Raw genomic sequence first — 24,590 nt, forward strand, 5'->3', positions numbered from 1 at the left:
GCTCCATTCTCTTTGTTGCGATCCTCGGGGGCACTCTATTTTTCCGAGCGCTCTATTATAGTAGTCACTTTTTAATCGCTGCGGTAAATCCGGCGTGGCGTTTATGCTTGGAAGCGGCGTGTTATTCGGCCAGTTCATCAACGATGAAATCAATCAGCGCCCTTACCGAAGGAGGGAGTCCTTGTCTGGAAGGGTAAAACGCGACAATCTTGTGTTGTTCCAATGTCCAGTCGTCGAGCAGCGTTTTCAGGCTGCCGTCGAGCAGTTCCTGGCGGGCTAATTTCAGCGGCAGGCAGCCAACACCGACGCCTTTTACGATCGATTCCTTGATCAGGCGAATGTCATCGCACACCATGCGCGACTCGTTGTTTATTTTGACTTCGCGATCGGCTTGTTGAAACGTCCAGGCGGCCTGAAGATGGGTCGATAACCACCCGACCGTTGGCAAACTGGAGAGATCTTCGGGCGTATTTATACTTTGGTACTGAATAGCTGCAGAGGGGGCGACCATAAATGCGGTGGGCACAGCGCAAATTCGACGCATCACCAAATTGCTGTTTTTGGGCTCATCGGCGATGAGTTTTAATGAGAGGTCATACCCTTCAGAAATAATATCCACGTTGCGATTAAATATTTTCACATGCAAATTGACCTTGGGATATTGCAGCATGAATCTCGCCAGCACTTCCGTTAGGCCAAGATCCAGGAGAATGTTTGAGCAGGTCAGTTTTATTTTTCCAGTGGGTTTTTCGCTTTTGTTAATAATAAGGCATTCCGCTTTCTCTGCGGTGCTAATCATCTGCAGGCAGTACTGAAAATATTCTTTTCCTATATCGGTGACCATGAGGTTTCGCGTTGAGCGCTGAATAAGCCTGACATTAAGCCTTTTTTCCAAATTGGATATTCGCCTTGATAGCGTCGATTTGGGTATACCAAACTTCTTACTGGCGGAAAGAAATCCACCGCATTCAACTACTCTGGCAAACATAACCATCTCATTGAAATCTATCATATAAAATTAACCTTCCCAGTGGTGAAACACTCATTCCCAATAATCGTGCTATTTACCCGGCTGGTTCATTGCTAGCCTGATGTCGGAGCGTTTGAAAGTATGCTACATGCTTGGAATGCATGGGGCGATCGGAATTTGATGATTTTGATGATAAAGGAGAAGGGAATGACTTTTAAATATAATCGATTAGATAAGACACAGGCCGCCGTTTTATTAGTCGATCATCAGACCGGGCTACTGTCCCTGGTTAGAGATCAGGATCCGGATAAATTCAAAAATAATGTTTTGGCGCTGGCCGATCTGGCTAAATACTTCAATTTACCGACAATACTGACCACGAGTTTTGAAAACGGACCGAACGGCCCTTTGGTGCCAGAGCTAAAGCAAACTTTCCCTGACGCCCCCTATATTGCTCGTCCCGGCAATATCAATGCCTGGGATAATGAAGATTTCGTCAAGGCGGTAAAGGCCACGGGCAAGAAACAACTGATCATCGCCGGCGTGGTGACCGAGGTTTGCGTGGCGTTTCCTGCGCTCTCTGCGCTGGAAGAGGGGTATGAGGTTTTCGTCATCACAGACGCATCCGGCACGTTCAATTCGATTACGCGCGATGCGGCTTGGGATCGCATGTCCCAGGCCGGCGCGCAACTGATGAGTTGGTTTGGCGCGGCGTGCGAATTGCACCGCGATTGGCGAAATGATATCGAAGGGTTGGGGAGCCTGTTCTCTCAACATATTCCTGACTATCGCAATCTGATGACCAGCTTCAGTTTGCTGACCTCAGGTAAACAGTAATCCCGGCATCGCTGCATGATTTGGCGCCTTATGGCGCCATTTTTCCTCCCGCCGATCGTGCCGCAGCGGCCTCCGCGCCAGCTGTTTTCCGATATTTGCCTCTTCCCCGCTTTTTGACTGACCCGGCGCAAATGTTACACTGTGTGGCTGAGGCGTATCAGAACCGAAAAGACGACTGGGGACAGGATTTGAGCACAGGAAGCAAGCTGGCGAGGTGGCGCCGCATCGCGGTGTGTCTGACATTGGGGCTGCTGTTGGCCGGATGTTCGGGTAAAAACACCTACAACCGCGACTACGACAAACTGCCGAAGGGCAGCTATACCGGCAAGTCCTACACCGTCAAACGGGGCGATACGCTGTATTACATCGCCTGGATCACCGACAGCGAAGTCAGCGATCTGGCCAGAATCAACAAGATACGCCCTCCTTATAGCCTGGAAGTGGGGCAAAAGCTGCGGCTGAGCGGCAGCGCGCCGACCAAAACCGCCGCCACGCGCCGTAAAACTTCTTCCTCCGCGATCGCCAAGCAAACGCCGCCGCCGGGCGCCGCACGTTGCTGGCGCTGGCCGACCAGCGGCCGGATCGTGCAGGCGTACTCCAATGCCGATGGCGGCAACAAGGGCATCGACATCGCCGGTAAACGCGGCCAGCCGATCTATGCTTCCGCCAAGGGCAAAGTGGTGTACGTCGGCAACCAACTGCGCGGCTACGGCAACCTGATCATGATTAAGCATGGCGAAGACTTTATTACCGCCTACGCGCACAACGACACTACGTTGGTGCGCAACGGCCAGGATGTGAAAGCGGGGCAGAAGATTGGCACCATGGGCAGCACCGGCACCGATTCGGTGTTCCTGCATTTCCAGATCCGCTATCGCGCCACCGCGCTCGATCCGCAGCGCTATCTGCCGCCGCAGGGATCGTCGCCGTCCTGTTAACGTCAATCCGGCTCCTTGCGGAGCCGGATGTCAGCTATTTCAGCGGCAGATAAAGATCGGTCACCAGTTCATATTCCGCCACCTCGTGCACGAAGTTGTGGTAGTGGAAATAGAGCGGAAAATCGCGCAGCTCCTCGCCGCTGGCCGGCAACCACTCGCTGTAAAGATAGCGGGCGCTTTCCGAGAGCCCATCCAGCGATCCGAGATGGCGCAGCACCGCGCAGCGCCCGGCCGGCAGCGTGCCGTTCACCACGCCGAAGGCGTTGTCCTCCGGGATCGGCGCAGTGACCTCGCCGCAAATGAAGAAGCGGAAGTCCTGCGCTTCGGTGGTGGCCGGATCGTGCGGCGCGATACCGTAAGTGCGGCTGCTTCTGACCGGCGACAGGCCGCTGATTTTGCGCCACTCGATAAAGCGTGCGGCGGTTTCGTTGACCAGCGCGGACGGGCCGCGATGTTCGATCATCGCCACCGGCGTGACCGGGAAGTCGACAATGTCTACCTTCATGGGTTGTTTCCTTTTGTGTTTCGGCTCGGGAAAGCGTTGTTGCCAATCGATCCAGGCCGGCCGTTTGCGAAACTGGCTTGGCGTTTGGCTGAACGCCTGTTTGAAGGCGCGGCTGAAGGACTCCGGGTTTTGAAAACCGGCGTCCAGCGCGATGTCAATCACCGGCTCCAGCGGGTTATACGCCAGGCGGTACGAGGCGCGTTTGAGCCTCATCCACTGGATATAACGCCACACCGAGATGCCACAATACGCGCTAAACTGGCGTTGAAAGTGAAAGCGCGAAAAGTGGGCCACTTCGCTCAGTTTTTCGACGGTGAGCGCCTCGTCCAGGTGGCGGTCGATATAGTCAAAGACCAGCGCAAAGCGCTTTGCATACGTCTGGGTCATGTGATTGTCTCCTCCATGCCTGAACTTTGCCCGAGCCGCCGCCGCTTCTCCTGACGGATGATGCTGAGTTATCGCTGCAGGAAAAGGGAATGGTGCGGCGTTCGCCGCCGGCCAGGCCAAACTCATAACCCCCGCGCGGCTGTGCGCCGCGATCCCGACCGAGAAGATGAATATTACATGATGGATCGTTCCCGTTTGCTGAAATTCCTGCTGCCCTATCTGTGGCCGAAAGATAACCCGCGGCTGCGTTGGTATCTGGTGGTGGCCTTCGTGTTCATGGTGGCGGCCAAGGTCAGCACCACGCTGGTGCCGCTGGCCTACAAAGAGATGGTTGATGCACTGAGCGGCGAGACGGCGAAAATGCTGGCGGTGCCGCTGGGGCTGATCGTCGCCTACGGCGTGGCGCGGGTGGGTGGCGCGCTGTTTGAGGAACTGCGCAACGTGATGTTTATTCACGTCAGCCAGAACGCCACGCGCCTGTTGGGCGTGCGGGTGTTCCGCCAGCTGCATGCGCTGAGCCTGCGTTTCCATCTGGAGCGCCAGACCGGCGGATTGTCGTTGTCCATCGAGCGCGGTACTCAGGCGGTGTCCACGGTGCTGTCGCGGCTGCTGTTCTCCATCGTGCCGATCCTGTTCGAGCTCTCGCTGGTCACGGCGATCATGTGGCATATGCTGAACGGCTGGTTCGCGCTGGCGATCCTGACGACGGTCGGTTGCTACATCCTGTTCACCGTGCTGGCGGTCAGCTGGCGCACCCGCTTTCGCCGCGAGCTCAACAAGGCCAACGCCGACGCCAACAGCAAATCCATCGACAGCCTGCTGAACTATGAGACCGTGAAGTACTTCGGCAATGAAGAGTTCGAGGCCGAGCGTTTCGACCTGTCGCGCCGGCTGTACGAATACGCCGCCATCAAGAACCAATTCAGTTTTACGGCGATCAACCTGGGGCAAACCGCCATTATTTCGATCGGACTGATCGTGATGATGACCATGGCGGCGCGGGGCATTACGCAGGGGACGATGACGGTCGGCGACTTCGTGCTGGTCAACGCCTATCTGCTGCAGCTGTATCAGCCGCTGAACTTCTTCGGCTTTATTTATTCCGAGGTGCGCCAGGCGCTGATCGACATGGAGAACATGTTCGATCTGCTGCAGGAACCGCGTGAGATCGTCGATAGCCCGGATGCGCAGCCGCTGCGCCTCGATCGCGGCGAAGTGAGGTTCGACGCGGTCAGCTTCGGTTACGACACGCGCCGGCCGATCCTCAAGCAGGTGAGCTTTACCATTCCGGCGGGCCACACGGTGGCGGTGGTCGGCGCCTCCGGCGCGGGCAAGTCCACGCTGTCGCGCCTGCTGTTTCGCTTTTACGACGTGCAGGGGGGCGCCATTACCCTCGACGGCCAGGACATTCGCCAACTGACCCAGGCCAGCCTGCGGCAGGCGATCGGCATCGTGCCGCAGGATACGGTGCTGTTCAACGATACGTTGCGTTATAACATCGGTTACGGCAAAACCGGCTCCAGCGATGAAGAAATCGAGCGGGCGGCGCGGCTGGCGCATATCCATGATTTTATCGTCGGTCTGCCCGACGGTTACGACACCCGGGTGGGCGAGCGCGGGCTGAAGCTGTCGGGCGGGGAAAAGCAGCGGGTGGCGATTGCGCGCACCATTCTGAAAAATCCGGCCATCCTGGTGTTTGACGAGGCGACCAGCGCGCTGGATACCCAGACCGAGCGCGAAATCCAGGGGCACCTGCGCGAGGTGAGCCGCAATCACACCACGCTGGTGATCGCTCATCGGCTCTCCACCGTGGTGGATGCCGATGAAATTATCGTGCTGGAGGCGGGGGAGATCGTCGAGCGCGGGGGGCACGAGGCGTTGCTGGCCGCGAACGGCCGCTACGCCGCCATGTGGCAAACCCAGTACAGCGAAGAGCAGGAACCGCACTGACGGAGCCGTTCACGTTCACCTCAGAGGCTGAGCGGCGTTGAGCCGCTGCGCCACGTAGTCGCAGGCGATGCGGCAGTCCCGCTTTAGGTCGGTCTCGTCGCCGGCCAGGCTGCCGCGCAGCCAAAGCCCATCGATCATCGCCGCCAGCCCGCGCGCCGCGTCGCGCGCCTGCTGCAGCGGCAGCTCGCGGCGGAACTGGCAGCAAATATTGGAATAGAGCCGCCGATCGTTGGCGCGCTGCAGGCGGCGCAGCACCGGTTGGTGCATGCTGGCGGCCCAGAAGTCGAGCCAGGCGCGCATGGACACGGCGTTGGTTTGGCTGGGGTGGAAGTTGCCCTGGATAATGGCGAACAGCTGTGACTGGCTGTCGCTCGCCGCTTGCGCGCGGCACTCGGCCACCGCGTCGCGCAGATCGCGCAGGATCTTGCGCATGGTGGCGCTCAGCAACCCCTCTTTATCGCCAAAATAGTGGCTGACGATGCCGGTCGACAGCCCGGCTTCTTTCGCGACCTGAGACAGGGTGACGCCGGCCAGCCCGACGACGTTTATGGTCTCGAAGGCGGCGTTAATCAACTGCTCCTTACGCTGCTCCGGAATGTCTCTTCGGTACATATTTTCCTCAACTGATAGGCCAATCACACTTTGGATTTGATTGATTGAACGGTCAATCAATACTCTATATGCTGCGAAAATGTCAAATAAATGGCGATAAAATGTTAATTAAAAGTTGCATTTAAATCGTCTGTCTTTCGCATCATGGAAGCCTGCCAATGACAACAAAAACTCCCCCATCGCTTGACGAAGAACCTGTCAGATTGAATGTCCCGGTATTTTTCGGCTCGGCGGCGGTGATCCTGCTGCTGGGATCGCTGGTCGTGCTGTTTCCCGCCGCCAGCAAACAGTGGTTGAACGTCGCGCAAAGTTGGGTCGCCGACGTGTTCGGCTGGTACTACATGCTGTTGATGGTCGGCTGCATGGTGTTCGTCTTCTGGCTGGCGCTGTCGCGCTTCGGCCATATTCGCCTCAGCCAGGATGACGAACCGCCGCAGTTCAGCTATCCCTCGTGGGTGGCGATGCTGTTCTCGTCGGGCATCGGCATTGCGCTGGTGTACTACGGCGCCTATGAACCGCTGGATCATTTTTTGTCGCCACCGGAAGGCAGCGGCGGCACCGTGCAGGCGGCGCGGCAGGCGATGGCGCTGACCTTTTTGCATTGGGGGCTGCACGGCTGGGCGCTGTATGCGCTGATCGCCACCGCGCTGGCCTATTTCGCCTATTGCCGCGGCCTGCCGTTGGCGCTGCGCTCTGCGTTATACCCGATCTTCGGCGAGCGCACCCACGGCGGCGCCGGCCATCTGGTGGACAGCTTCGGCATTCTGGTGACGGTGATTTCGATGGTAACCAACCTGGGGATCGGCGCGCTGCTGGTTAACTCGGGGCTGTTTTATCTGTTCGATATTCCGCAAAGCACCGGCGTGCTGCTGGCGCTGATCGTGGTGATGATGGTGGTGGCCACGCTGGCGGCGGTCACTGGCGTCGAGAAGGGCATTGCGATGCTGTCGAACATCAACGTCGGCTTCCTGTGCCTGTTGCTGCTGTTCGTGTTTCTGGCCGGCCCGACGCTGAATCTGCTCAACGGCATGTTGCAGAACCTCGGCGATTATCTCACTTCGCTGGTCAGCCGCAGCTTCGATATGTATCTGTACGGCAAGGCGCGCCAGTGGCAGGGCGCCTGGACGTTGTTCTATTGGGCCTGGTGGGTGGCGTGGGCGCCGTTTGTCGGGCTGTTCATCGCGCGCATTTCCAAAGGGCGCACCATTCGTGAATTGATCTTCGGCGTGTTGCTGATCCCGCTGGGCTTCACGCTGGCGTGGCTGTCGATCTTCGGCAATACCGCCATCAGCCTGGTGTTGGAAGGCGGGCAGGCGATCCTCGGGCAGGTGGCGCAAAGCGATCCGCCGATGGCGGTGTTCAAGCTGTTCGAATACCTGCCCTATACCCAGCTGACCGCCGGTTTTGTGGTAGCGATCAGTTTCGTGCTGTTCCTGACGCCGGTTGATTCCGGCACGCTGATGATAGCGAACCTCTCCTGCCAGGGCGGTTCCGCCCACGATGACGCGCCGGCCTGGCTGCGGGTATTTTGGGCGGCGGTCACCACGTTGATCTGCGCCGGGTTGCTGTACGCCGGCAGTTTCAGCGCGATGCAGACCGCGGTGGTGCTGTGCGGCCTGCCGTTCTCGGCGGTGATCGTGTTGTACATGGTCAGCCTGCGCAAGGATCTGCGCGGTTACGCCATGACGCCGGCGCTCCCTTGAGGCGGCTTATTCGTCCGCGCGCGGCCGGTGATGCACGTATTCGATAATCGTGCCGTCCGGCAGGCGCGCATTGAAACAGGCGCCGGTGGGCACTTCCACCGGGCCAAAGAAGATATCGGCCCCGGCGGCCAGCAGCCGCTCGTGGTAAGGATAAATGTCATCGACCAGCAACGTGCCGAAGGTGCTGCGGAAAGGACGCAGGCTTTCTTCCGAGCCCTCCAGGATCAGAAACGGCCCTACTGCCGCCAGCACCAACCGATGTTCGGGAAAGTCGAAACGCATATCCGCTTCCACGCCGTGCAGCCGCTCGTAAAATGCGATGGCGCGGTCAATCTCGCCTTCATCGACGTAGACCCGGATCAGCACGCGCGGCTCGCGCAGCGATGAAGAGTCGGCGGTTTTGCGCCAAAAGCCCGCTTCTGTCAGTTTTGCCGTCATTGCTCATTCCTCATGGTGGTTCGTTGCCCCGTCATCATGCCGCCGTTTGGCCGCAGGGATTAGACTGAGTTGTTATGAACTAGCAGCGGCGGAAATAAAAAAGCCCCGGTAACGGGGCAAAGACCCGCTCAGGTCGGAATAGCGGGCTAAAGCGGGCGTCAGGCGCGATGGAATTCCGGCAACACCAGTTGACCGATCTCCTGCATCGTCTCTTCCAGCGGCCGCTGGTTGCGGCGGAAATGCAGGCCGATGTGGTTGACCCCGGCGTCACGCATGGCGCTCAGTTCCTGAATCAATCCATTGCGGCCGCTCTTGATGCCGAAGCGATGGCGCTGAATCGGCGCGTCGGCGTTATCGGTGAGGTCGAGATGAATAAAGCTGACGTAGGGCTTGTCACCGGCTACGTTACGCCAGAGTTTGACTCGCGAAACGTGGTCCGCAGGCGTGCCGGGATACGACAGCCAGCCATCCATATTTTTGCCCACCCACTCGGGCGTTTGTTGCGCCAGCCCGGCGACCAGCAGCGGCGGCGGCGGCGTGGCCGGCAGCAGGCGCAATCCGGGCTGGAGCGCGCTGTCGGCTTCACCTTGGAGAATGCCGACGCTGGTGCGGAAGTTTTCACCGCGCGCGGCGTAATCGGCGCCGAACAGCGGGTACTCCACGGGGCGATCGCCGCTGGCGACGCCGAGCAGCAGACGATCGCCGCTCAGCGTTTGCAGCGTGGAAGCCGCTTTGCGCACCAGCCAAGGCTGGCGCAGCGGCAGCACCACGGCCGCGGTGCCCAGCAGAATATTGCGCGTCAGGCTGGACAGGTAGCCGAGGTAGGTAAAGGTCTCAAACACCTGCGCGGCGTCGCCGAAGTCAGGATCGTACAGCGGCACGTCACGAACCCAGGCGGCGCGAAAGCCGAGCTCATCGGCCAGCTTGATGCGCGCAGCGTGTTCACTCATGTCCGGCACGCCGAACGGCCGCCCGTCCTGCTGGCGTTTCAGCTGCCCACTGGTGGACCAATCATTGTCCAACGGCAGCTCAATACCGATGGAAAGCGGCTCCCGGGTTAGTCTTTCGATGCTCATGTGTCACTCCGTCTCAGGCCTTGCGGCGCGGTGTCGAACGATGGCACGAAGTGTTGCATGACGATTAATTGAGATAAACAGCCCTAATCGCAATAGATAATTGCTGTTGCGAGCATAATTACCTTGCAGGATACGGCATGATTGCCGTGATTTACGTCACGCTCTGCGCTTTTGCTATTGTCCAGATGAAATTATGTAACTTTGCCAATGGCCTTTCCCTCATAAGAGTTAGTTTGTTGTGCGGCAATAAAATAAAACGAAATGATTCAATAGATAAAAGTCAAACTGAATATTCCCCAGCGTTCATTCAATACGGGTAAAAAATTAATAAGCCTGAAGAGTGATCGTTGAGATTATTCGCAAATGGCGTGGAAATAGGCGTTTTTAACCGAAGAAAAATACCCGTTATTATTTTATTTTCTGTAAAAACAGAGAGGTAAAATATCTTTTTGTGATAATGCGATTTTAAAATAGTACCGAACAAAAACTTCATTCGTCTCTAAGAAAGCGCCGGTTGACAGACCGCCGGCTTACGATAATTTTATGTCATTAACATGTTAATGAGTTGTTGTCGTGATGGAGGGCCAATTTCTCTCTTGGCCGTGCGCTTAACACACTTATGCCATGGCGGCTTGCCATTCATAAGTTAACTTATGGACACATGACGCTATGAATACATCGCCAGAGCCTCGCAGCGCATTAAGTGAAGAGAACCGGTTGCTGATTATTTTATTTTTCGTTTTCGGCTGCGTGTTCGTCGATCGTCTGACCATCTCGTTTCTGTTTCCGATGATTGCCGCCGACCTCAAGCTCAGCAACGTGCATCTCGGCACCCTGTCGGCGGTGCTGGCGTTAACCTGGGCGCTGTCTGGCGCCGGGCTGGGGGCGATAGCCGATCGTTTTAATATCCGTAAACCGATGCTGATCCTGTCGATCCTGGTGTTTTCGCTGTTCTCCGCGCTGTCGGGGTTGGTCAGCGGCTTTGCCATGCTATTGATCTTCCGGGCGTTGATGGGGATCGCCGAAGGGCCGGTATTGCCGATCGCACAGTCGTTGATGGTGGAAAAATCGCAGCCGCAGCGCCGCGGTTTCAACATGGGGTTGATCCAGGGCGCGGCGCCGGGATTGTTGGGCGGTATTATCGCGCCGCCGCTGATCATCTATCTGGCGCAGAAGTGGGGCTGGAGCATGGCGTTTCACCTGACCGCCGTGCCGGGCATCATTCTGGCGTGGCTGATCTATCGCTATGTGAACGGCAAAAAGGATCCCGCTTTCAGCGCCGCGCCGGCGGCCGACAAGGCGGCGAACAAAGGTGCTTACGGCGAGTTATTCAAAATCAAGAACGTGGCGCTGTGCATTCTGATCTCCTGTGTGTTCGTCACCTGGTTCATGATCATCATTACCTTCACCCCCAACTTTTTGGTGACCGACCGCGGTTTCGGCGAAGGCACGATGGGCGGCATCATGAGCGCCATCGGCGCCGCCTGGGTGTTTTGGGGCGTGGCGGTGCCGGCGATTTCCGATCGCTTCGGCCGCAAGCCGACGCTGATCTTCTTTTCGCTGCTGGCGGTGTGCTGCCCGCTGTTTTTGAGCTACGTCGATAACCCGTGGCTGCTGGGCGTGCTGGTGTTCCTGTCTTATACCGGCCTTGGCTGTTTCACGTTGTTTATGGCCACCATCCCGTCTGAAACGGTGTCGCCGGCGCGCATCGCGACCGCGTTGGGGCTGGTGATGGGAATTGGCGAGGTGATTGGCGGCTGCCTGGCGCCGTTTATCGCCGGGCTGATCGCCGATCGCTACGGGCTGGTCAGCGTGATGTGGCTGGCGGCCGCCGGCGCCGTGTGCGCCGGCGTACTGAGTTGTTTTCTCGATGAAACCGCCCCTGCCGTGGCGAACCGCCGAGCGGTGAAACCGGCGGGCGTCGCCGACGTCTGAGGCGGTTTTCATCCCATTCAATCAAGGAGAGCGAAGATGTCAGCAGAACCATCCGTACTGAATCAAAATGCCGAACCGGACTGGAAGAATTACGACGATTTCGCGCGCGGCATCGACACCAACCGGCTGCCGGGCACTCAGGACTGGCGCGGCAAAACGTTGCAGATCGCCTTTGAAGACGGCGGGGAAATCACGCTGCGTTTCAGCGCCGATCGGCAGCGGGTGCTGTGGGCCTGGGGCGGGGAGAGCGGTGAGGACGCTTACGAAGAGGTGCAAACCTCCGCCGCCCGCTATTTCTTCAATATTCCGCTGCAGTCGCCGGGCAACGAATGCCTGACGCTGGTGCTCAACCGCGACAGCGGCCGGGCGCTGCTGGTGCGCAGCACGTTGCTGCCCGAGCAAACGGTGGAAAAGGGATCTCGCCTTAAGCAAAGCTTCCACGTTGGGCAGATTGCCGGCGTCACGCCGGGCGGCGTCGCGCCGCATCTTACCCGCGAGCTGATCGGTTATCGCACGCTGAATGTCTACAGCCCCAACCATTATTACGAACACTTCTACGTCAACACCGAGCGCTACGCCTGGCAAAACCTGCGCGGCGAACAATTCGGCCACGGCGACATGGACTACGCCACTTACTACAAGTTTGAGGACGAGATGTTCCTGTTCACCTTCCGGGAAAAGATTATCCCGGTGTGCTCGGTGTTCTTCTTCGACTTTATCTCCGGGCGCTGCACCGGCACCTTCCTCGGGTTGGACGCCGCCGGCCGGGTGTTGGTGTCACCGGCCGGGGCGTTCATCAGCAAGATGAGCTACAACGCCTACCCGGAAGGGGTACAGCCGCTTTGATTCAGGCGTTTCTGACCAGCGATCCGGCGTTGATCTCCGCAATGGTTTTCGCGCCGGTGAGCGTCATGGCGACGCGCATCTCTTTGTCGATCAGATCCAGCAAGTTAGCCACCCCGGCTTCGCCGGCCGCCGCCAGCGCATAGACGAAGGCGCGCCCCAGCAGCACGCTGTCGGCGCCCAGCGCGATCATGCGCACCACGTCCAGGCCGCTGCGGATGCCGGAGTCGGCCAGCAGGGTGATGTCGCCTTTCACCGCGTCGGCGATCGCCGGCATGGCGCGCGCGGTCGACAGCACGCCGTCCAGTTGGCGGCCGCCGTGGTTGGAGACGATGATGCCGTCGGCGCCGAAGCGCACCGCATCTTTGGCGTCTTCCGGATCAAGAATGCCTTTGATGATCATCGGGCCGTCCCAGAATTCGCGGATCCACTCCAGATCTTTCCAGGAAATCGACGGATCGAAGTTGGCGCCCAGCCAGCCGATGTAGTCTTCCAGGCTGGTTGGTTTGCCGCGGTAGGCCGAGACGTTGCCCAGATCGTGCGGCTTGCCGAGCAGGCCGACGTCCCAGGCCCACTGCGGATGGGTAAACGCCTGCAGCACGCGGCGCAGGGCGGCGTTGGGGCCGCTCATCCCCGAATGGGCATCGCGGTAACGGGCGCCCGGCACCGGCATGTCGACGGTGAACACCAGCGTTTTCACGCCGGCGGCCTTGGCGCGCTCCAGCGCGTTGCGCATAAAACCGCGATCTTTCAGCACGTAGAGCTGGAACCACATCGGCCGATCGATCGCCGGCGCCACCTCTTCGATCGGGCAGACCGACACGGTGGACAGCGTGAACGGAATGCCTTTTTTGGCCGCGGCGCGCGCGGCCTGCACTTCGCCGCGGCGGGCGTACATGCCGGTCAGCCCCACCGGCCCCAGCGCCACCGGCATCGCCAGCTGCTCGCCGAACAGCGTGGTCTCCAGGCTGAGTTCGGACATATTGCGCAGCACGCGCTGGCGCAAGGCGATATCGGCCAGATCCGCGGTATTGCGCTTCAGCGTATGCTCCGCGTAGGCCCCGCCGTCGATGTAGTGAAACAGAAACGGCGGCAGTTTGGCCTGGGCGGCGGCCCGGTAGTCGGTTGACGCGGAGATGATCATAGTGTTTACCTTCTTGTCTTGCTTGCGATAACGAGTGTTCGGTCAGAGCGTGAGGATCGCTGCCATGGCGGCGGCGATCCCGCCGTACGCCAGCATCGGCAGTACGGTCTTTCTGATGATTTTGCCTTCGGCGTTGCCGATCCCGAGGATCGAACAGACCGCGATAATGTTGTTCAGGCACACCATGTTGCCCATGGCGCCGCCGACGGACTGCAAGGCCAGCGTCAGGTTGACGTCAAGGCCGCTGCTCTGGGCGATCGACTGCTGAATACCGCCGAACGTCAGGTTCGAAACGGTATTGGAGCCGGAGAAGAACGAGCCCAGCGCGCCGAGGAACGACGAGAACAGCAGCCAGCTGTCGCCGGTCAGCGCCGGGAATTCATAGTTCACCTGGGCCAGCAACAGATAGGGCAGGGTGCAGCTCAGCACGCTGAGCAGGATAAACGGCAGGTTGCGGCGGATATCCTGCCAGGAAACGATAAAGCGCAGCGCCAGCAGAGGAATGACGAAGCCGGCGACGAAGTGGATCAGCGCGGTTTGCCGGCCGATCTCCAGCAGGCTGGCGTCCGACAGGCCGAGATTGGCAAAGCCGAACCAGGTAGGGGTGCCCACGGCGCCGAAGGAGACCGGTACCGAGTTCATCACCAGCGTCAGCAGGGCGACGCGCAGCGGGTTGAAGCCCAGCCCGACCAGAATCGGCGCGGCGATGGCGGCCGGGGTGCCGAAGCCGCTGGCGCCCTCGATCATAAAGGCGAACGCCCAGCCGATAATCATCAACTGGGCCACGGGATTGGGGCTGATGGTTTCCAGCCAGCGGCGCACCACGTTCTCCGCGCCGCTTACCTGCATCAGTTTGTTGAGCAGGATGGCGCCGGCAATGATGGTGATCGGCGTCAGCGTCGACACCAGCGCGGTGATGATATTGGCATGCAGCAGCCGCAGCGAGGCATCGAACCACAGGAGCTGTACGACATACACCACGGCGGCCGTCAGCGGCAGGGCGAGATAAGAGGGCACGCCATTCCTTTTGGTCATCATCCAAATCAGCAGGACGATGGGCGCAATACTGAAAAGCAGGGGCATAAGATCCTCAGGGTTATTATTTTTATGGGCAGAGATATGTAGCTGAAAGGTTAATTGCCGCAACATTTTCATTCTAATCACAACGTTGGCGACGATGCCATGCGGTAATTTTTTAACATCGGCGAACGGCGCCGGCGGAGGGAAACTGGCCGGCAGGAGGCGTTAAGCTAACTGCTTTAAAATCAGTTTGATAGGAAGAGTTTTTGTGTGATGAATGCGTGAGTTCACATTAATTAAGCGGTAATGTTCAATAGTTCATGTCCAAAAATGCGGTAATCCCCGCGTCTTTTTACGGCCGCAGGGAAATAATCAGAGCAGGGAACTCAAAAATAATGGCTGATATTTTGGTAGGAACCGATGATATGTTCGATCAGCAGACGGGTTTTTAACGGCAGATTGCGGGTGTAAGGATAAACGGCGTAAATGCCCAGCACTTTGCCGCAGTGGCCGGCCAGGATCTCCGTCAGTTTACCGTCCTGCAAATCTTCATACACCATGCAGCGCGGCACCATGGCGATGCCGTGGCCGCCGATCACCGCTTTGCGGATCGCCCGCGCATTGTTGGCCGACAGGTTGCCGTTAACCTGCAGCTCGTAGATGTCGTTGCGCCCCGGCCGCTTCATCAGCCAGTTGGCGGTGCCGCTCTCCTGGTAGGTGTAGGTCAGGCAGTTGTGGCTCAGCAGATCGTCGGCGTTGCGCGGTTCCGGGTGGCTTTCCAGGTAGCCCGGCGAGCAGACGATCACCCAGCGGGAATCGAAGATCGGCCGGGCAATCAGGCTGGAATCCGGCATGGTGCCGGTCCGGATCGCCAGATCGATGCCTTCTTCCACCAGATCGACGAAGCGGTTTTCCAGCCGCATTTCGACCTTCAGGCTGGGATGCAGGGCGCAAAATTCCGCCACGCTTTCGCTCAGCAACAGCTCGCCCGAAATGGTCGGCACCGACATACGGATGGTGCCGGTCAACTCTTCGCTCTTTTCGCTGACGGCATACAGCGCCTCCTGCACTTTGGCGCCGATCTCTTTGGCCTGCTGGTAGAGCGCCTGGCCGCTTTCGGTCAGCGTCAGGCTGCGGGTGGTGCGGTACAGCAGGCGGGCACCCAGCGATTTTTCCAGCCGCCCGATGCGTTTGCTGACCACCGAGCTGGTGATGCCGGCGCTCTCCGCGGCTTTGCTGAACGAGCCGCAGTCGACAATCAGGGCAAACAGAATCAGGTCGTTGGCGTATTCGTGAGTGGCGAGCATAATCGGCTGTTCCCTTCAGCGGCAAGTGGCGCCAGTGTAAGTCTCTCGTTTCAATAAGCAATCATCAAAATGCCCTTGGCGTCGAATTCAGAGGCTGCGCGAGCAATGAGAATTCGTCTTGATCTCATTCTCGCGCCGCTTACAATGCCTGCCAGATCGCGACTTCAGAGGTTTTTTCATGGAACTGCTACGGGTGGTTTATCACCAGTATCGTTGGCCATTTCTGGCGGTTATGGCATTGACCATGACCAGCGCCGGCTTGGGTATCGGTATCATTGCGTTTATCAATCAATACCTGATGGACGCCGGCGGCGATGCATTGGCTGTGCTGCCGATGTTTCTCGCTCTGCTGGCATTGCTGATGGCGGTCACGCTGGGATCGCAATTGGCGCTGACGACATTGGGCCATTACTTCGTCTACCGCCTGCGCGGGCAGTTAGTGAAGCGCATCCTGGATACCGATATTGAACGCCTTGAACAGTTAGGCAGCGCCTCATTGTTGGCCAGTCTCTCCAGCGATGTCCGCAATATCACCGTCGCCTTCGTGCGCTTGCCCGAACTGGTGCAAGGGGTGATTTTAACACTGGGGTCGGCGGCCTATCTGGGGTGGCTATCACCGAAAATGCTGGCGGTGACGGCGGTGTGGGTCGCCGTCACCGTGGTGGGCAGCGGTTGCCTGGTCTCGCGGGTTTATCGCCATATGGCCAGTTTGCGCGAGTCGGAAGAGCGCCTCTATCATCATTACGAATCGGTGATTGACGGTCGCAAGGAACTGACGTTAAACCGCAAGCGAGCGCAGGCGCTGTACGAACAGACCTATCAACCCGATGCGCAAGCTTACCGCCACCATATCATTCGCGCCGATACCTTCCATCTGAGTGCGCTCAACTGGTCAAATATCATGATGTTGGGGGCGATCGGACTGGTGTTCTTTATGGCTAACAGCCTGGGATGGGCGAACTCGGCGGTGGCCGCCACGTATTCCCTGACGCTGCTGTTCTTGCGCACGCCATTACTGCAGGCGGTCGGGGCGTTTCCGACGCTGGTCAGCGCCGAAGTCGCTTTCAACAAGCTGAAGACGCTGCGCCTGGCCGAGTACCAACCGGCGTTCCCTGCCGCCGCCGGCCGTTCCTGGCAGACGCTGGAGCTGCGCGACGTGGTTTTTCACTATGCCGATACGGAGCAACAACCCGGTTTTGCCGTCGGGCCGCTTAATCTGACGCTGCGGCGTGGCGAGCTGATCTTTTTGATTGGCGGCAACGGCAGCGGCAAGTCAACGCTGGCGATGCTGTTGACCGGGTTGTACCGGCCGGTGAGCGGGCACATCGTTCTGGATGGCGTCGCGCAGACCGCGGCGGATATGCCGGACTATCGTCGGCTGTTTTCGGCGATTTTCACCGATTTTCATCAGTTCGATCGTTTGCAAGGGCCGGAAGGCGGCGAACCCGATGCGGAACTGGTCGCCGGCTGGCTCGAGCGGTTGAATATGAAAAGCAAGCTGCAGTTCGACGGCGCCAGGGTGACCAACCCGCAACTGTCGCAGGGGCAGCGCAAGCGTCTGGCTTTGCTGCTGGCCGTGGCGGAACAGCGCGATATCTTGCTGTTGGATGAATGGGCCGCGGATCAGGATCCGCAATTCCGGCGCATTTTCTATCGCGAGCTGTTGCCAGAACTGCGCGCGCTGGGCAAAACGGTGTTTGCCATCAGCCATGACGATCACTATTTCGAACATGCCGATCGGCTGCTTGAGATGCGCTCGGGTCATTTACGTGAGCTGACCGGCAGCGAGCGTGAACACGCCAGCCGGGACTCCGTCAGCAGAATCGGTTAACTCACGCCGGCCCGAGCGAGACCAAAGCGGGCCGGTGCTTCTCTCCGTATGATCCCAGTGCGTCGCTTCATTTTATCCCCCGCCTTCAGCGCTGTCTGTTGCCGATTTGGCTTATGATCAGTCAAGTAATTGATAGTTGAATTATTTACCAGTGGTTTAATTTTGACCTTTCAAGGTATGGCACACTGCACGTTCGTTCGCCTATCAATTCAAGTTATCGCCTGCCGATAACAGTGATATCCACGGTGCCGTTCTTACTGAGGCGGTGATGCAGGTCTATGGCTAGCAGCTGTTTTTTAAATTTCCATAGGAAAAAACGACTTTATCGATCGTTAAAACAGATCAATAATTGTTGTTTGAATGGTTTAATCTATTGGTTGAGGGCGCTGTGGTGAGCAAGGATGGATCGGATATCAAACGTAGAGCATGGCTGTGTGTGTTTATCGGTAGCGGGCTGTTCTGGCTGTTAACCGCCGCCGTGATTTACTGGTTACTGAGTTAGCAGGTTAAGCAGGAAGGCGATTCGTGAACAAAAAGCAGGCTAAAAACCGTGAGGGCGCTGAGCGTCGCGCACAGTCCAAAATTCCGCCGTCATGGGTGCTGAGCGATGAGCAGCGCGCCTTTATTGATGATTTATGGCAGGACACCGACTCTGAGCCCGTGCGGCCCCCATTGCGCCGCAGCGTTAGCTGATCACGCGGCTGCGGCCGGCCAGCGCGCCGAACAGCATTTGCAAGACGGTCAGGCCCAGCAGGGCGATCAACGGCAAGCGCCAGCCTTCCGTCAGATCGTGCAGCAGGCCGAATAGGGTGGGCCCCAGCGCCGCCAACAGATAACCGACGGATTGCGCCATACCCGACAACAGCGTCGCCTGATGATGATGCTGACTGCGCAATCCAAAGAACGACAGCGCCAGCACCAGCGAGCTCCCCGCCCCCAACCCGGCAAACGTCAGCCACACCAGTGAACTGGCGGGTTGCACCAATAATCCCCCGACGCCGATGAAGATCAGCAGAGAGCTGCCCAACGCTATCGCCCGCTGATCGCGCGCCCGCGGCAAAATCACCACCATGACAAAGTTGGCGACGATCGCCACCACCTGGTAAACGAACAGTTCGAAACCCGCCTGCTGAGCGGAGGTGCCGTGGCTGGCGGCAAAAGCGCTGAACCAGCCGATGATGGTGTAGAAGGCGATCGATTGCAGCCCCATGAACATCGCCACTTGCCAACCCAGCGCGCTGCCCCAGGGAGAGCGATAGCGTTGCGGCTCCGTCGGCTGCGGTTCTTTAGCGGCGGGTGTGGCGGAGCGCCGCAGCTGCGGCAACCACACCAGCAGCGCCAACAGCGCAGGCAAGCCCCAGCATAACAAGGAGAACCGCCAGCCAAGGTCGGCCAGCGAAGCCAGTGGCACGGCCAAACCGGAAGCGATGGCGGCAACCAGCGACATCACCGCCGCATAGGCGGCGATCATCGCGGCGGCGCGATGTGGGAAATCTCTTTTCACCAGCGTCGGCAGCACCACGTTGGCGAAGGCGATGGCGGCGCCGATCAGGATGCTGCCCGGCCATAGCATGGCGTCTTGCGGCAGGGAGCGCAGGGCGATGCCGCAGATCAGCAGCGCGAGGGCGAGGCCCAGGGTACGCTCGATACCGATGCGTTTCGCCAGCGCCGGGGTCAATGGCGAGAGGATGGCGAACAGGATCAGTGGCAGCGAATTGATCAGGCCGGCGGCGGTGGCGGACAACGCCAGCTGTTGCTGGATCTGCTCCAGCAGCGGGCCGACGCTGGTCAGGGTGGCGCGCAAATTGGCCGCGATCAGCATAATGCCGACGATCAGCAGAATAGGGCGGTGTAACCGGCGACGCGGGGTCACGGTGGACGCTGGGGGTGAAGCGGGTTGCGGCATGGGTTCCTCGCACCAGGGCATGCAGTCAATCAGTGCTGCATGGCGTGATGCGTTGATTGACGTTAACGCTTACGTACCGAAAATCGACGGTATCCGTTCGCCAGTGTAGGGAAGATGTCTCGTGCTGACAAGGGTGCGGCCCGGCGGGATGGTGGCGGTTAATCCCCGTCGGCCGACGGATAATTGCCATTATGTGATCCTGGTCACTGAGTGAACTAAAAGTCATGGCGCGGGGCGCACCATGCGCCGCTTTCGCTTTCCGTGCAGCCCACGCCTCAGCACTCCGGGGGGTATCGCCCGTCATGGCATTTCACTTTTCCCCCCTTCCGCTTTTAGGCTTTTCGATCCGTTTCGATTCGAAAGGTTTTTTGGCGGTTTTTTTGCTAAAACGGGGCTGTAAGCCCGATCACAATTTCATTGCTTTCGCTTTGCTGTAATGCCAGCGCAGTAGAGCGAAAGCCATCTTCTCCCCGGCGATGCCGGAAACCTGAGGACCGCAGCTCATGCCAGTGAATACCGCAAAGCGACGTGAACACATTATCGATCTGTTATGCGAGCACGGCAGCGTGCGCGTGGAGCAGCTCAGCAAACAGTTTGCGGTATCTACGGTGACGATCCGCAACGATCTGCGCTTTCTGGAACGAAAAGGGTGTGCGCTGCGCGCTTACGGCGGCGCGATGCTCAATCAGCAATTCGCTTTCGATCGGCCGCTGCGGGACAAAGGGCGGTTGAATCGCGATGTCAAAACGCTGATCGCCAACGCGGCGGCCGGCTATGTGCGCGACGGCGATGCGCTGATCCTCGATTCCGGTTCAACCACCGCGCAGATCGTGCCGTTCCTGAAGGGGCGGCGCGATCTGGTGGTGATGACCAATGCGCTGAACATTGCCTACGAGCTTTCGGGAAACGACGGGGTGGAAGTCATGGTGCTGGGGGGCAGCGTGCGCCGCAACTCTTACTCGCTCTACGGTCCGGCTGCCGAGCAGCAATTGCGTCAGTACCGCTTCGACAAACTGTTTTTGGGCGTCGACGGGTTCGATCTGAGCGCCGGCATCACCACGCCTCACCCCGGTGAAGCGCACCTCAATCGCGTGATGTGCGAGGTGGCGCGCGAGATTATCGCGGTGGCGGATGCCAGCAAATTCGGTCGCAAAAGCTTTTGCATGATTCGCGAAGCCGGACAAATCCATCGGCTGATCACCGACAGCCGTCTTCCGGACGATTACGAGCGGGCGTTAACCGAGCTGGGCGTTGAGGTCATCATCGCCGATCGGTAGCACGGCGCCTGCATGGGGGCTTCATGCAGCAGTTGTTACAGCTTATCGAGCAGCACAAGGCCGGTATGCCGGTCGGGATCTTTTCCGTCTGTTCCGCCCATCCCTGGGTTCTGAAGGCCGCGCTGCGGCAGGCCAAAGCGCGTGGCACGCCGGTGTTGGTGGAGGCGACGTCCAATCAGGTCAATCAGTTCGGCGGCTATACCGGCCAAACGGCGACCCAGTTCCGCGATGCGCTGTGGCGTCTGGCGGATGAGGTGGGCCTGGCGCGCGAGCGCGTGTGGCTGGGCGGCGATCATCTGGGGCCCAACGCTTGGCAAGATCGCCCGGCTCAGGAAGCGATGGCGCTGGCGGAAACCTTGATAGACGATTACGTTCGCGCCGGATTTCGCAAAATTCACCTCGATTGTTCCATGTCGTGCGCCGATGATCCCTCGCCTCTGGGGGATGCCACGGTTGCCGAGCGGGCGGCGCGTTTGTGCGCGGTAGCGGAACGCGCCTGGGCGCAGAGCGGCGGTGAAGCGCCGGTCTATGTGATCGGCACCGAAGTGCCGGTGCCGGGCGGCGCGCAGGAGGCGCTGGCGGGTCTGCAGGTCACCACGCCGCAGGCGGTGGCGCAAACGCTGGAAACACACCGTATCGCCTGGCAAAAGGCCGAGCTGAACGATGCCTGGCAGCGAACTATCGCGCTGGTGGTGCAGCCGGGCGTCGAGTTCGATCACCACAGCGTTGAGCACTACCAGCCACAGCGCGCCGACGCATTGAGCCATTTCATTGAACGGCAGCCGGGCATGATCTATGAAGCGCACTCCACGGACTATCAGCCGCCGCAGGCCTACCGCCAACTGGTGCGCGATCATTTCGCCATCCTGAAGGTGGGGCCGGCGCTGACCTTTGCGCTGCGCGAAGCGCTGTTCGCTCTCGATCGCATCGAGCGCGAATGGCTGGGGGAACGCCAGTCGGCGCAGCTGTGCGCCACGCTGGAGCAGGTGATGCGCGAGCAGCCGCAGCAGTGGAGCCGCTATTACCACGGCACGCCGCACCAACAGTACCTCGATCGCCACTACAGCCTGAGCGATCGGGTGCGTTACTACTGGCCGCAGCCGCAGGTGCAGCAGGCGGTCGACGGTTTGCTGGACAACCTGCGCCGCAGCCCGGCGCCGCTGGCGCTGCTCAGCCAGTACCTGCCGGATCAGGCGCGGGCGCTGAACGCCGGTGAATTGAGCGCCGATCCGCAGGAGTGGGTGCTGCACAAAGTGACGCAGGTGCTCGATGATTACCACGCCGCCTGCTATCCGGAGGGCCGCTGATATGCCGAACATTTTAATGACCCGCATCGACAATCGTCTGGTACATGGCCAGGTGGGCGTGACCTGGACCAACACCCTTGGCGCCAACCTGGTGGTGGTGGCCAACGACGAGGCCGCCGCCGATCCGGTGCAGCAGAACCTGATGGACATGGTGGTGGCGGAAGGGGTGCAGACCCGTTATTTCACGCTGCAGAAAACCATTGACGTGATCCACAAGGCGGCGGATCGGCAGAAGATCTTTCTGGTGTGCAAAACGCCGCAGGATGTGTTGACGCTGGTGCGCGGCGGGGTGCCGATCCGTTTCGTCAACGTCGGCAATATGCACTTCGCCGAGGGGAAGCGGCAGGTGCACAAAACGGTGTCGCTGGACGACGGCGACGTGGCCGCGTTCCGCGCGCTGGCGGAACTGGGCGTGGAGTGCGAAGTGCGCCGGGTGCCGGATGAAGCGGGCGAGGCGATCGGCAAACTGCTCTTTTGAGCCTGGGGGAAAGCATGTTGACGGATGCGTTATTGATTGCGCTGTTGGCCGGGCTGGCGGGGGTTGACCTGTTCGACGGTCTGACCCACTTCCACCGGCCGGTGGTTATGGGGCCGCTGGTGGGGCTGATTTTGGGCGATGTCTACACCGGGTTGCTGGTGGGCGGCACGCTGGAGCTGGTGTGGATGGGGATGGTGCCGCTGGCGGGCGCCCAACCGCCGAACGTGGTGATCGGCGGGGTGATCGGCACCGCGTTCGCCATTCTGACCAAGGCCGATCCTAAAGTGGCGATCGGCGTGGCGGTGCCTTTCTCGATCGCGGTGCAGGGCTGCATCACGCTGCTGTTTACGTTGTTTTCACCGATGATGCACCGCTGCGATCGCATGGTGAAAGCGCTGAACTGGCGCGGCATCGAACGGGTGAATTACCTGGGCATCAGCATTCTGTTCATCTTCTATTTCGTGGTGGCGTTCCTGCCGATTTACTTCGGCGCCGATGCGGCCAGCGCCATGGTGCAGAAGGCGCCGGGCTGGCTGCTGGACGGGCTGGCGGTGGCGGGCGGCATGATGCCGGCGATCGGTTTCTCGCTGCTGATGAAAGTGATGATGAAAAAAACCTACGTGGCCTATTTTATCCTCGGTTTCATCTCGGTCACGTTTCTCAAGCTGCCGATCCTGGCGGTGGCGCTTGGGGCTCTGGCGATCGCTCTGATCGACTTCTTCAACACGCAACGCGGCGCGACAGAGGCAACCGCCCGGCCCGCTCCGCAGGAGGACGCCGAAGATGGCATTTAACGATTCCGACGATCTGCTGGCGCAAAAGGCCGAGCAGCGCATGGCGCAGGCGCTGGCCACCAGCCAGGTGGAACAGGACGATTATCTGGACAGTCAGCCCGCCGAAGCGCTGACGCGCGGCGACATCAACCGCATGGCCTGGCGTTCGCTGCTGTTGCAGGCGTCGTTCAACTACGAGCGCATGCAGGCGGGCGGCTGGCTGTATCAACTGATCCCCGCGCTGCGCAAGATCCATCGCAACCCGCAGGATCTGGCCAACTCGATGAAGATGCACATGGAATTTATCAACGTGCACCCGTTCGACGTCACCTTCCTGTCCGGTTTGGTGTTGGCGATGGAGCAGAACAAGGAGAAGATCTCCACCATTCGCGCAGTGAAAGTGGCGCTGATGGGGCCGCTCGGCGGCATCGGCGACGCGCTGTTTTGGCTGACGCTGTTGCCGATCTGCGCCGGCATAGGCGCTTCGCTGGCATTGGAGGGCAGCCTGTTCGGGCCGATCGTCTTCCTGTTGCTGTTCAACCTGTTCCATTTCGGCCTGCGTTTTGGGCTGGCGCACTACGGCTACCAGGCCGGCACCAGCGCGCTGGCGCTGCTGAAGACCCACACCCGGCGCATTTCGCACGCCGCCTCCATTGTCGGCATGACGGTGATCGGCGCGCTGGTGGCCTCGTATGTGCATCTGTCCACGCCGCTGGTGATGCATGCCGGCAAGGCCAGCGTGGCGCTGCAGACCGACGTGCTGGACAAGCTGATGCCCAACTTGTTGCCGCTGTGTTTCACGCTGCTTATTTTCTTCCTGATGAAGCGCGGATTCTCACCGGTGAAGCTGATTGGCGTCACCGTCGCGATTGGTGTAGCGGGCAAATTTATCGGTATTTTGTGAGGAGCGGGCTATGCCAGGCATTGTGATTACCGGCCACGGCGGCTTTGCCACCGGGCTGTTGCAGGCGGTGGAACAGGTGGTGGGGCCGCAGCCGCACTGCGCGGCGGTCGATTTCCCCGAACAGATGAGTACCGCGCAGCTCAACGACGCCCTACGCTCGGCGCTGGCGGCGGTGGCGCAGCCGGACGGCGTGGTGTTCCTGACCGATATGCTCGGCGGTTCGCCGTTTCGCAGCGCCTGCGAGCTGGCGGATGCGCAGGGGGATTGTGAAGTGCTGACCGGTGTCAACATGCAGTTGGCGGCGGAAATGATGCTGGAGCGCGATGGGCTGAGCCTGGATGAATTTCGCGAGATGGCTTTGGCGTGCGGTAAACGCGGGCTGACCAGCCTGTGGCATGAACGCCGCCGGGTGAAGTGCGAAGACGCGCAGGCCGATGGCATCTGAACGA

The 24,590-nt window shown here is 59.5% G+C and carries 24 protein-coding genes; 15 read left to right on the forward strand and 9 right to left on the reverse strand.

All coding sequences use genetic code 11. The features are described from left to right. Positions 1-121: 121 nt before the first annotated feature. Positions 122-988, reverse strand: a complete 867-nt coding sequence (locus WFM45_RS17545; RefSeq protein ID WP_158526714.1) for a LysR substrate-binding domain-containing protein — start codon at positions 986-988, stop codon at positions 122-124. Between the two features lie 189 nt (positions 989-1,177). Here WFM45_RS17545 and ycaC point away from each other — a divergent pair, with 189 nt between their 5' ends. Both ycaC and actS read left to right on the forward strand, forming a co-directional pair. Further along, the gene (ycaC, locus tag WFM45_RS17550) at positions 1,178-1,807 is read left to right on the forward strand and encodes an isochorismate family cysteine hydrolase YcaC (protein ID WP_085337216.1); all 630 of its coding nucleotides are present in this window, start codon (positions 1,178-1,180) and stop codon (positions 1,805-1,807) included. A 188-nt stretch (positions 1,808-1,995) separates the two neighbouring features. Continuing rightward, the gene (gene actS / locus WFM45_RS17555; RefSeq protein WP_025304102.1) at positions 1,996-2,745 is read left to right on the forward strand and encodes an amidase activator ActS; all 750 of its coding nucleotides are present in this window, start codon (positions 1,996-1,998) and stop codon (positions 2,743-2,745) included. Between the two features lie 34 nt (positions 2,746-2,779). On the opposite strand, the gene WFM45_RS17560 is transcribed toward actS, so the two are convergent. After that, positions 2,780-3,637, reverse strand: a complete 858-nt coding sequence (locus WFM45_RS17560) for an AraC family transcriptional regulator (RefSeq protein ID WP_336956598.1) — start codon at positions 3,635-3,637, stop codon at positions 2,780-2,782. A 180-nt stretch (positions 3,638-3,817) separates the two neighbouring features. Here WFM45_RS17560 and WFM45_RS17565 point away from each other — a divergent pair, with 180 nt between their 5' ends. Further along, the gene (locus WFM45_RS17565; protein WP_336956688.1) at positions 3,818-5,587 is read left to right on the forward strand and encodes an ABCB family ABC transporter ATP-binding protein/permease; all 1,770 of its coding nucleotides are present in this window, start codon (positions 3,818-3,820) and stop codon (positions 5,585-5,587) included. Positions 5,588-5,602: 15 nt separating this feature from the next. Here WFM45_RS17565 and betI read toward each other — a convergent pair whose 3' ends face one another. Continuing rightward, positions 5,603-6,199, reverse strand: a complete 597-nt coding sequence (gene betI, locus WFM45_RS17570) for a transcriptional regulator BetI (RefSeq protein ID WP_033632188.1) — start codon at positions 6,197-6,199, stop codon at positions 5,603-5,605. Positions 6,200-6,357: 158 nt separating this feature from the next. Between betI and WFM45_RS17575 the strand changes: the two genes are divergently transcribed. Further along, positions 6,358-7,902, forward strand: coding sequence for a BCCT family transporter (locus WFM45_RS17575; protein WP_336956601.1), 1,545 nt, complete (start codon positions 6,358-6,360; stop codon positions 7,900-7,902). Between the two features lie 6 nt (positions 7,903-7,908). On the opposite strand, the gene WFM45_RS17580 is transcribed toward WFM45_RS17575, so the two are convergent. Then, the gene (locus WFM45_RS17580) at positions 7,909-8,340 is read right to left on the reverse strand and encodes a VOC family protein (protein WP_336956603.1); all 432 of its coding nucleotides are present in this window, start codon (positions 8,338-8,340) and stop codon (positions 7,909-7,911) included. A gap of 158 nt (positions 8,341-8,498) precedes the next feature. Next, the gene (locus tag WFM45_RS17585; protein ID WP_048324765.1) at positions 8,499-9,416 is read right to left on the reverse strand and encodes a TIGR03571 family LLM class oxidoreductase; all 918 of its coding nucleotides are present in this window, start codon (positions 9,414-9,416) and stop codon (positions 8,499-8,501) included. Positions 9,417-10,085: 669 nt separating this feature from the next. Here WFM45_RS17585 and WFM45_RS17590 point away from each other — a divergent pair. Further along, positions 10,086-11,351 carry an MFS transporter gene (locus WFM45_RS17590; RefSeq protein ID WP_235363706.1) on the forward strand — a complete coding sequence of 422 codons (1,266 nt, stop codon included), beginning with the start codon at positions 10,086-10,088 and terminating at the stop codon, positions 11,349-11,351. A gap of 36 nt (positions 11,352-11,387) precedes the next feature. Then, positions 11,388-12,197 (forward strand): MoaF C-terminal domain-containing protein, encoded by an 810-nt coding sequence (locus WFM45_RS17595; RefSeq protein WP_049278977.1) that lies wholly within the window; start codon positions 11,388-11,390, stop codon positions 12,195-12,197. Position 12,198: 1 nt separating this feature from the next. On the opposite strand, the gene lldD is transcribed toward WFM45_RS17595, so the two are convergent. From lldD to WFM45_RS17610, 3 genes are all read right to left on the reverse strand, one after another. Continuing rightward, a complete protein-coding gene (lldD, locus tag WFM45_RS17600) occupies positions 12,199-13,338 on the reverse strand; it encodes an FMN-dependent L-lactate dehydrogenase LldD (RefSeq protein WP_004931747.1) in 1,140 nt (379 codons plus the stop codon). A gap of 42 nt (positions 13,339-13,380) precedes the next feature. Further along, on the reverse strand, positions 13,381-14,421 hold the full coding sequence (locus WFM45_RS17605) for an L-lactate permease (protein ID WP_336956609.1): 1,041 nt from the start codon (positions 14,419-14,421) through the stop codon (positions 13,381-13,383). 323 nt (positions 14,422-14,744) lie between these two features. Continuing rightward, on the reverse strand, positions 14,745-15,665 hold the full coding sequence (locus tag WFM45_RS17610; protein WP_033632195.1) for a LysR family transcriptional regulator: 921 nt from the start codon (positions 15,663-15,665) through the stop codon (positions 14,745-14,747). A 178-nt stretch (positions 15,666-15,843) separates the two neighbouring features. Between WFM45_RS17610 and WFM45_RS17615 the strand changes: the two genes are divergently transcribed. The 3 genes from WFM45_RS17615 (at position 15,844) to WFM45_RS17625 (ending at position 18,189) form a co-directional block, all read left to right on the forward strand. Continuing rightward, positions 15,844-17,496, forward strand: a complete 1,653-nt coding sequence (locus WFM45_RS17615; protein WP_060560153.1) for a multidrug ABC transporter permease/ATP-binding protein — start codon at positions 15,844-15,846, stop codon at positions 17,494-17,496. A gap of 388 nt (positions 17,497-17,884) precedes the next feature. Then, a complete protein-coding gene (locus tag WFM45_RS17620) occupies positions 17,885-17,998 on the forward strand; it encodes a YmiA family putative membrane protein (RefSeq protein WP_049232362.1) in 114 nt (37 codons plus the stop codon). 23 nt (positions 17,999-18,021) lie between these two features. Beyond that, positions 18,022-18,189, forward strand: a complete 168-nt coding sequence (locus WFM45_RS17625) for a hypothetical protein (protein ID WP_021505683.1) — start codon at positions 18,022-18,024, stop codon at positions 18,187-18,189. Here the strand turns inward: WFM45_RS17625 and WFM45_RS17630 are convergent. Beyond that, positions 18,182-19,402 carry a CynX/NimT family MFS transporter gene (locus WFM45_RS17630; RefSeq protein WP_336956612.1) on the reverse strand — a complete coding sequence of 407 codons (1,221 nt, stop codon included), beginning with the start codon at positions 19,400-19,402 and terminating at the stop codon, positions 18,182-18,184. The genes WFM45_RS17625 and WFM45_RS17630 overlap by 8 nt on opposite strands. A gap of 503 nt (positions 19,403-19,905) precedes the next feature. Between WFM45_RS17630 and agaR the strand changes: the two genes are divergently transcribed. From agaR to agaF, 6 genes are read left to right on the forward strand one after another with little or no spacing between them, the layout of a single operon-like run. Further along, complete coding sequence (gene agaR / locus WFM45_RS17635) at positions 19,906-20,679, forward strand: transcriptional repressor AgaR (protein WP_004931804.1); 774 nt, start codon at positions 19,906-19,908, stop codon at positions 20,677-20,679. Positions 20,680-20,702: 23 nt separating this feature from the next. Continuing rightward, positions 20,703-21,986, forward strand: a complete 1,284-nt coding sequence (locus tag WFM45_RS17640) for a D-tagatose-bisphosphate aldolase, class II, non-catalytic subunit (RefSeq protein ID WP_085058845.1) — start codon at positions 20,703-20,705, stop codon at positions 21,984-21,986. 1 nt (position 21,987) lies between these two features. Beyond that, positions 21,988-22,464 (forward strand): PTS N-acetylgalactosamine transporter subunit IIB, encoded by a 477-nt coding sequence (agaV, locus tag WFM45_RS17645; RefSeq protein ID WP_004931808.1) that lies wholly within the window; start codon positions 21,988-21,990, stop codon positions 22,462-22,464. A 14-nt stretch (positions 22,465-22,478) separates the two neighbouring features. After that, positions 22,479-23,258 (forward strand): PTS N-acetylgalactosamine transporter subunit IIC, encoded by a 780-nt coding sequence (gene agaW / locus WFM45_RS17650; RefSeq protein WP_033632214.1) that lies wholly within the window; start codon positions 22,479-22,481, stop codon positions 23,256-23,258. Next, the gene (locus WFM45_RS17655; protein ID WP_060560151.1) at positions 23,248-24,141 is read left to right on the forward strand and encodes a PTS system mannose/fructose/sorbose family transporter subunit IID; all 894 of its coding nucleotides are present in this window, start codon (positions 23,248-23,250) and stop codon (positions 24,139-24,141) included. The genes agaW and WFM45_RS17655 overlap by 11 nt, the downstream gene beginning before the upstream one ends. Before the next feature lie 10 nt (positions 24,142-24,151). Beyond that, entirely contained in the window at positions 24,152-24,586 is a 435-nt protein-coding gene (agaF, locus tag WFM45_RS17660) for a PTS galactosamine/N-acetylgalactosamine transporter subunit IIA (protein WP_033632216.1), read from the forward strand. Positions 24,587-24,590 lie beyond the last annotated feature (4 nt).

Origin of the sequence: Serratia sp. KG1D (assembly GCF_037150675.1) — a bacterium.
Lineage (GTDB): Bacteria > Pseudomonadota > Gammaproteobacteria > Enterobacterales > Enterobacteriaceae > Serratia > Serratia nematodiphila.

Coding starts and splice junctions, on each gene's coding strand:
- WFM45_RS17565 (WP_336956688.1), top strand. CDS start 3,818: ATGGATCGTTCCCGTTTGCTGAAATTCCTGCTGCCCTATCTGTGGCCG.
- agaV (WP_004931808.1), top strand. CDS start 21,988: ATGCCGAACATTTTAATGACCCGCATCGACAATCGTCTGGTACATGGC.
- betI (WP_033632188.1), bottom strand. CDS start 6,199: ATGTACCGAAGAGACATTCCGGAGCAGCGTAAGGAGCAGTTGATTAAC.
- agaF (WP_033632216.1), top strand. CDS start 24,152: ATGCCAGGCATTGTGATTACCGGCCACGGCGGCTTTGCCACCGGGCTG.
- WFM45_RS17575 (WP_336956601.1), top strand. CDS start 6,358: ATGACAACAAAAACTCCCCCATCGCTTGACGAAGAACCTGTCAGATTG.
- lldD (WP_004931747.1), bottom strand. CDS start 13,338: ATGATCATCTCCGCGTCAACCGACTACCGGGCCGCCGCCCAGGCCAAA.
- WFM45_RS17605 (WP_336956609.1), bottom strand. CDS start 14,421: ATGCCCCTGCTTTTCAGTATTGCGCCCATCGTCCTGCTGATTTGGATG.
- WFM45_RS17545 (WP_158526714.1), bottom strand. CDS start 988: ATGTTTGCCAGAGTAGTTGAATGCGGTGGATTTCTTTCCGCCAGTAAG.
- WFM45_RS17580 (WP_336956603.1), bottom strand. CDS start 8,340: ATGACGGCAAAACTGACAGAAGCGGGCTTTTGGCGCAAAACCGCCGAC.
- WFM45_RS17585 (WP_048324765.1), bottom strand. CDS start 9,416: ATGAGCATCGAAAGACTAACCCGGGAGCCGCTTTCCATCGGTATTGAG.
- WFM45_RS17615 (WP_060560153.1), top strand. CDS start 15,844: ATGGAACTGCTACGGGTGGTTTATCACCAGTATCGTTGGCCATTTCTG.
- agaR (WP_004931804.1), top strand. CDS start 19,906: ATGCCAGTGAATACCGCAAAGCGACGTGAACACATTATCGATCTGTTA.
- WFM45_RS17595 (WP_049278977.1), top strand. CDS start 11,388: ATGTCAGCAGAACCATCCGTACTGAATCAAAATGCCGAACCGGACTGG.
- WFM45_RS17640 (WP_085058845.1), top strand. CDS start 20,703: ATGCAGCAGTTGTTACAGCTTATCGAGCAGCACAAGGCCGGTATGCCG.
- agaW (WP_033632214.1), top strand. CDS start 22,479: ATGTTGACGGATGCGTTATTGATTGCGCTGTTGGCCGGGCTGGCGGGG.
- ycaC (WP_085337216.1), top strand. CDS start 1,178: ATGACTTTTAAATATAATCGATTAGATAAGACACAGGCCGCCGTTTTA.
- WFM45_RS17560 (WP_336956598.1), bottom strand. CDS start 3,637: ATGACCCAGACGTATGCAAAGCGCTTTGCGCTGGTCTTTGACTATATC.
- WFM45_RS17655 (WP_060560151.1), top strand. CDS start 23,248: ATGGCATTTAACGATTCCGACGATCTGCTGGCGCAAAAGGCCGAGCAG.
- WFM45_RS17630 (WP_336956612.1), bottom strand. CDS start 19,402: ATGCCGCAACCCGCTTCACCCCCAGCGTCCACCGTGACCCCGCGTCGC.
- WFM45_RS17590 (WP_235363706.1), top strand. CDS start 10,086: ATGAATACATCGCCAGAGCCTCGCAGCGCATTAAGTGAAGAGAACCGG.
- WFM45_RS17610 (WP_033632195.1), bottom strand. CDS start 15,665: ATGCTCGCCACTCACGAATACGCCAACGACCTGATTCTGTTTGCCCTG.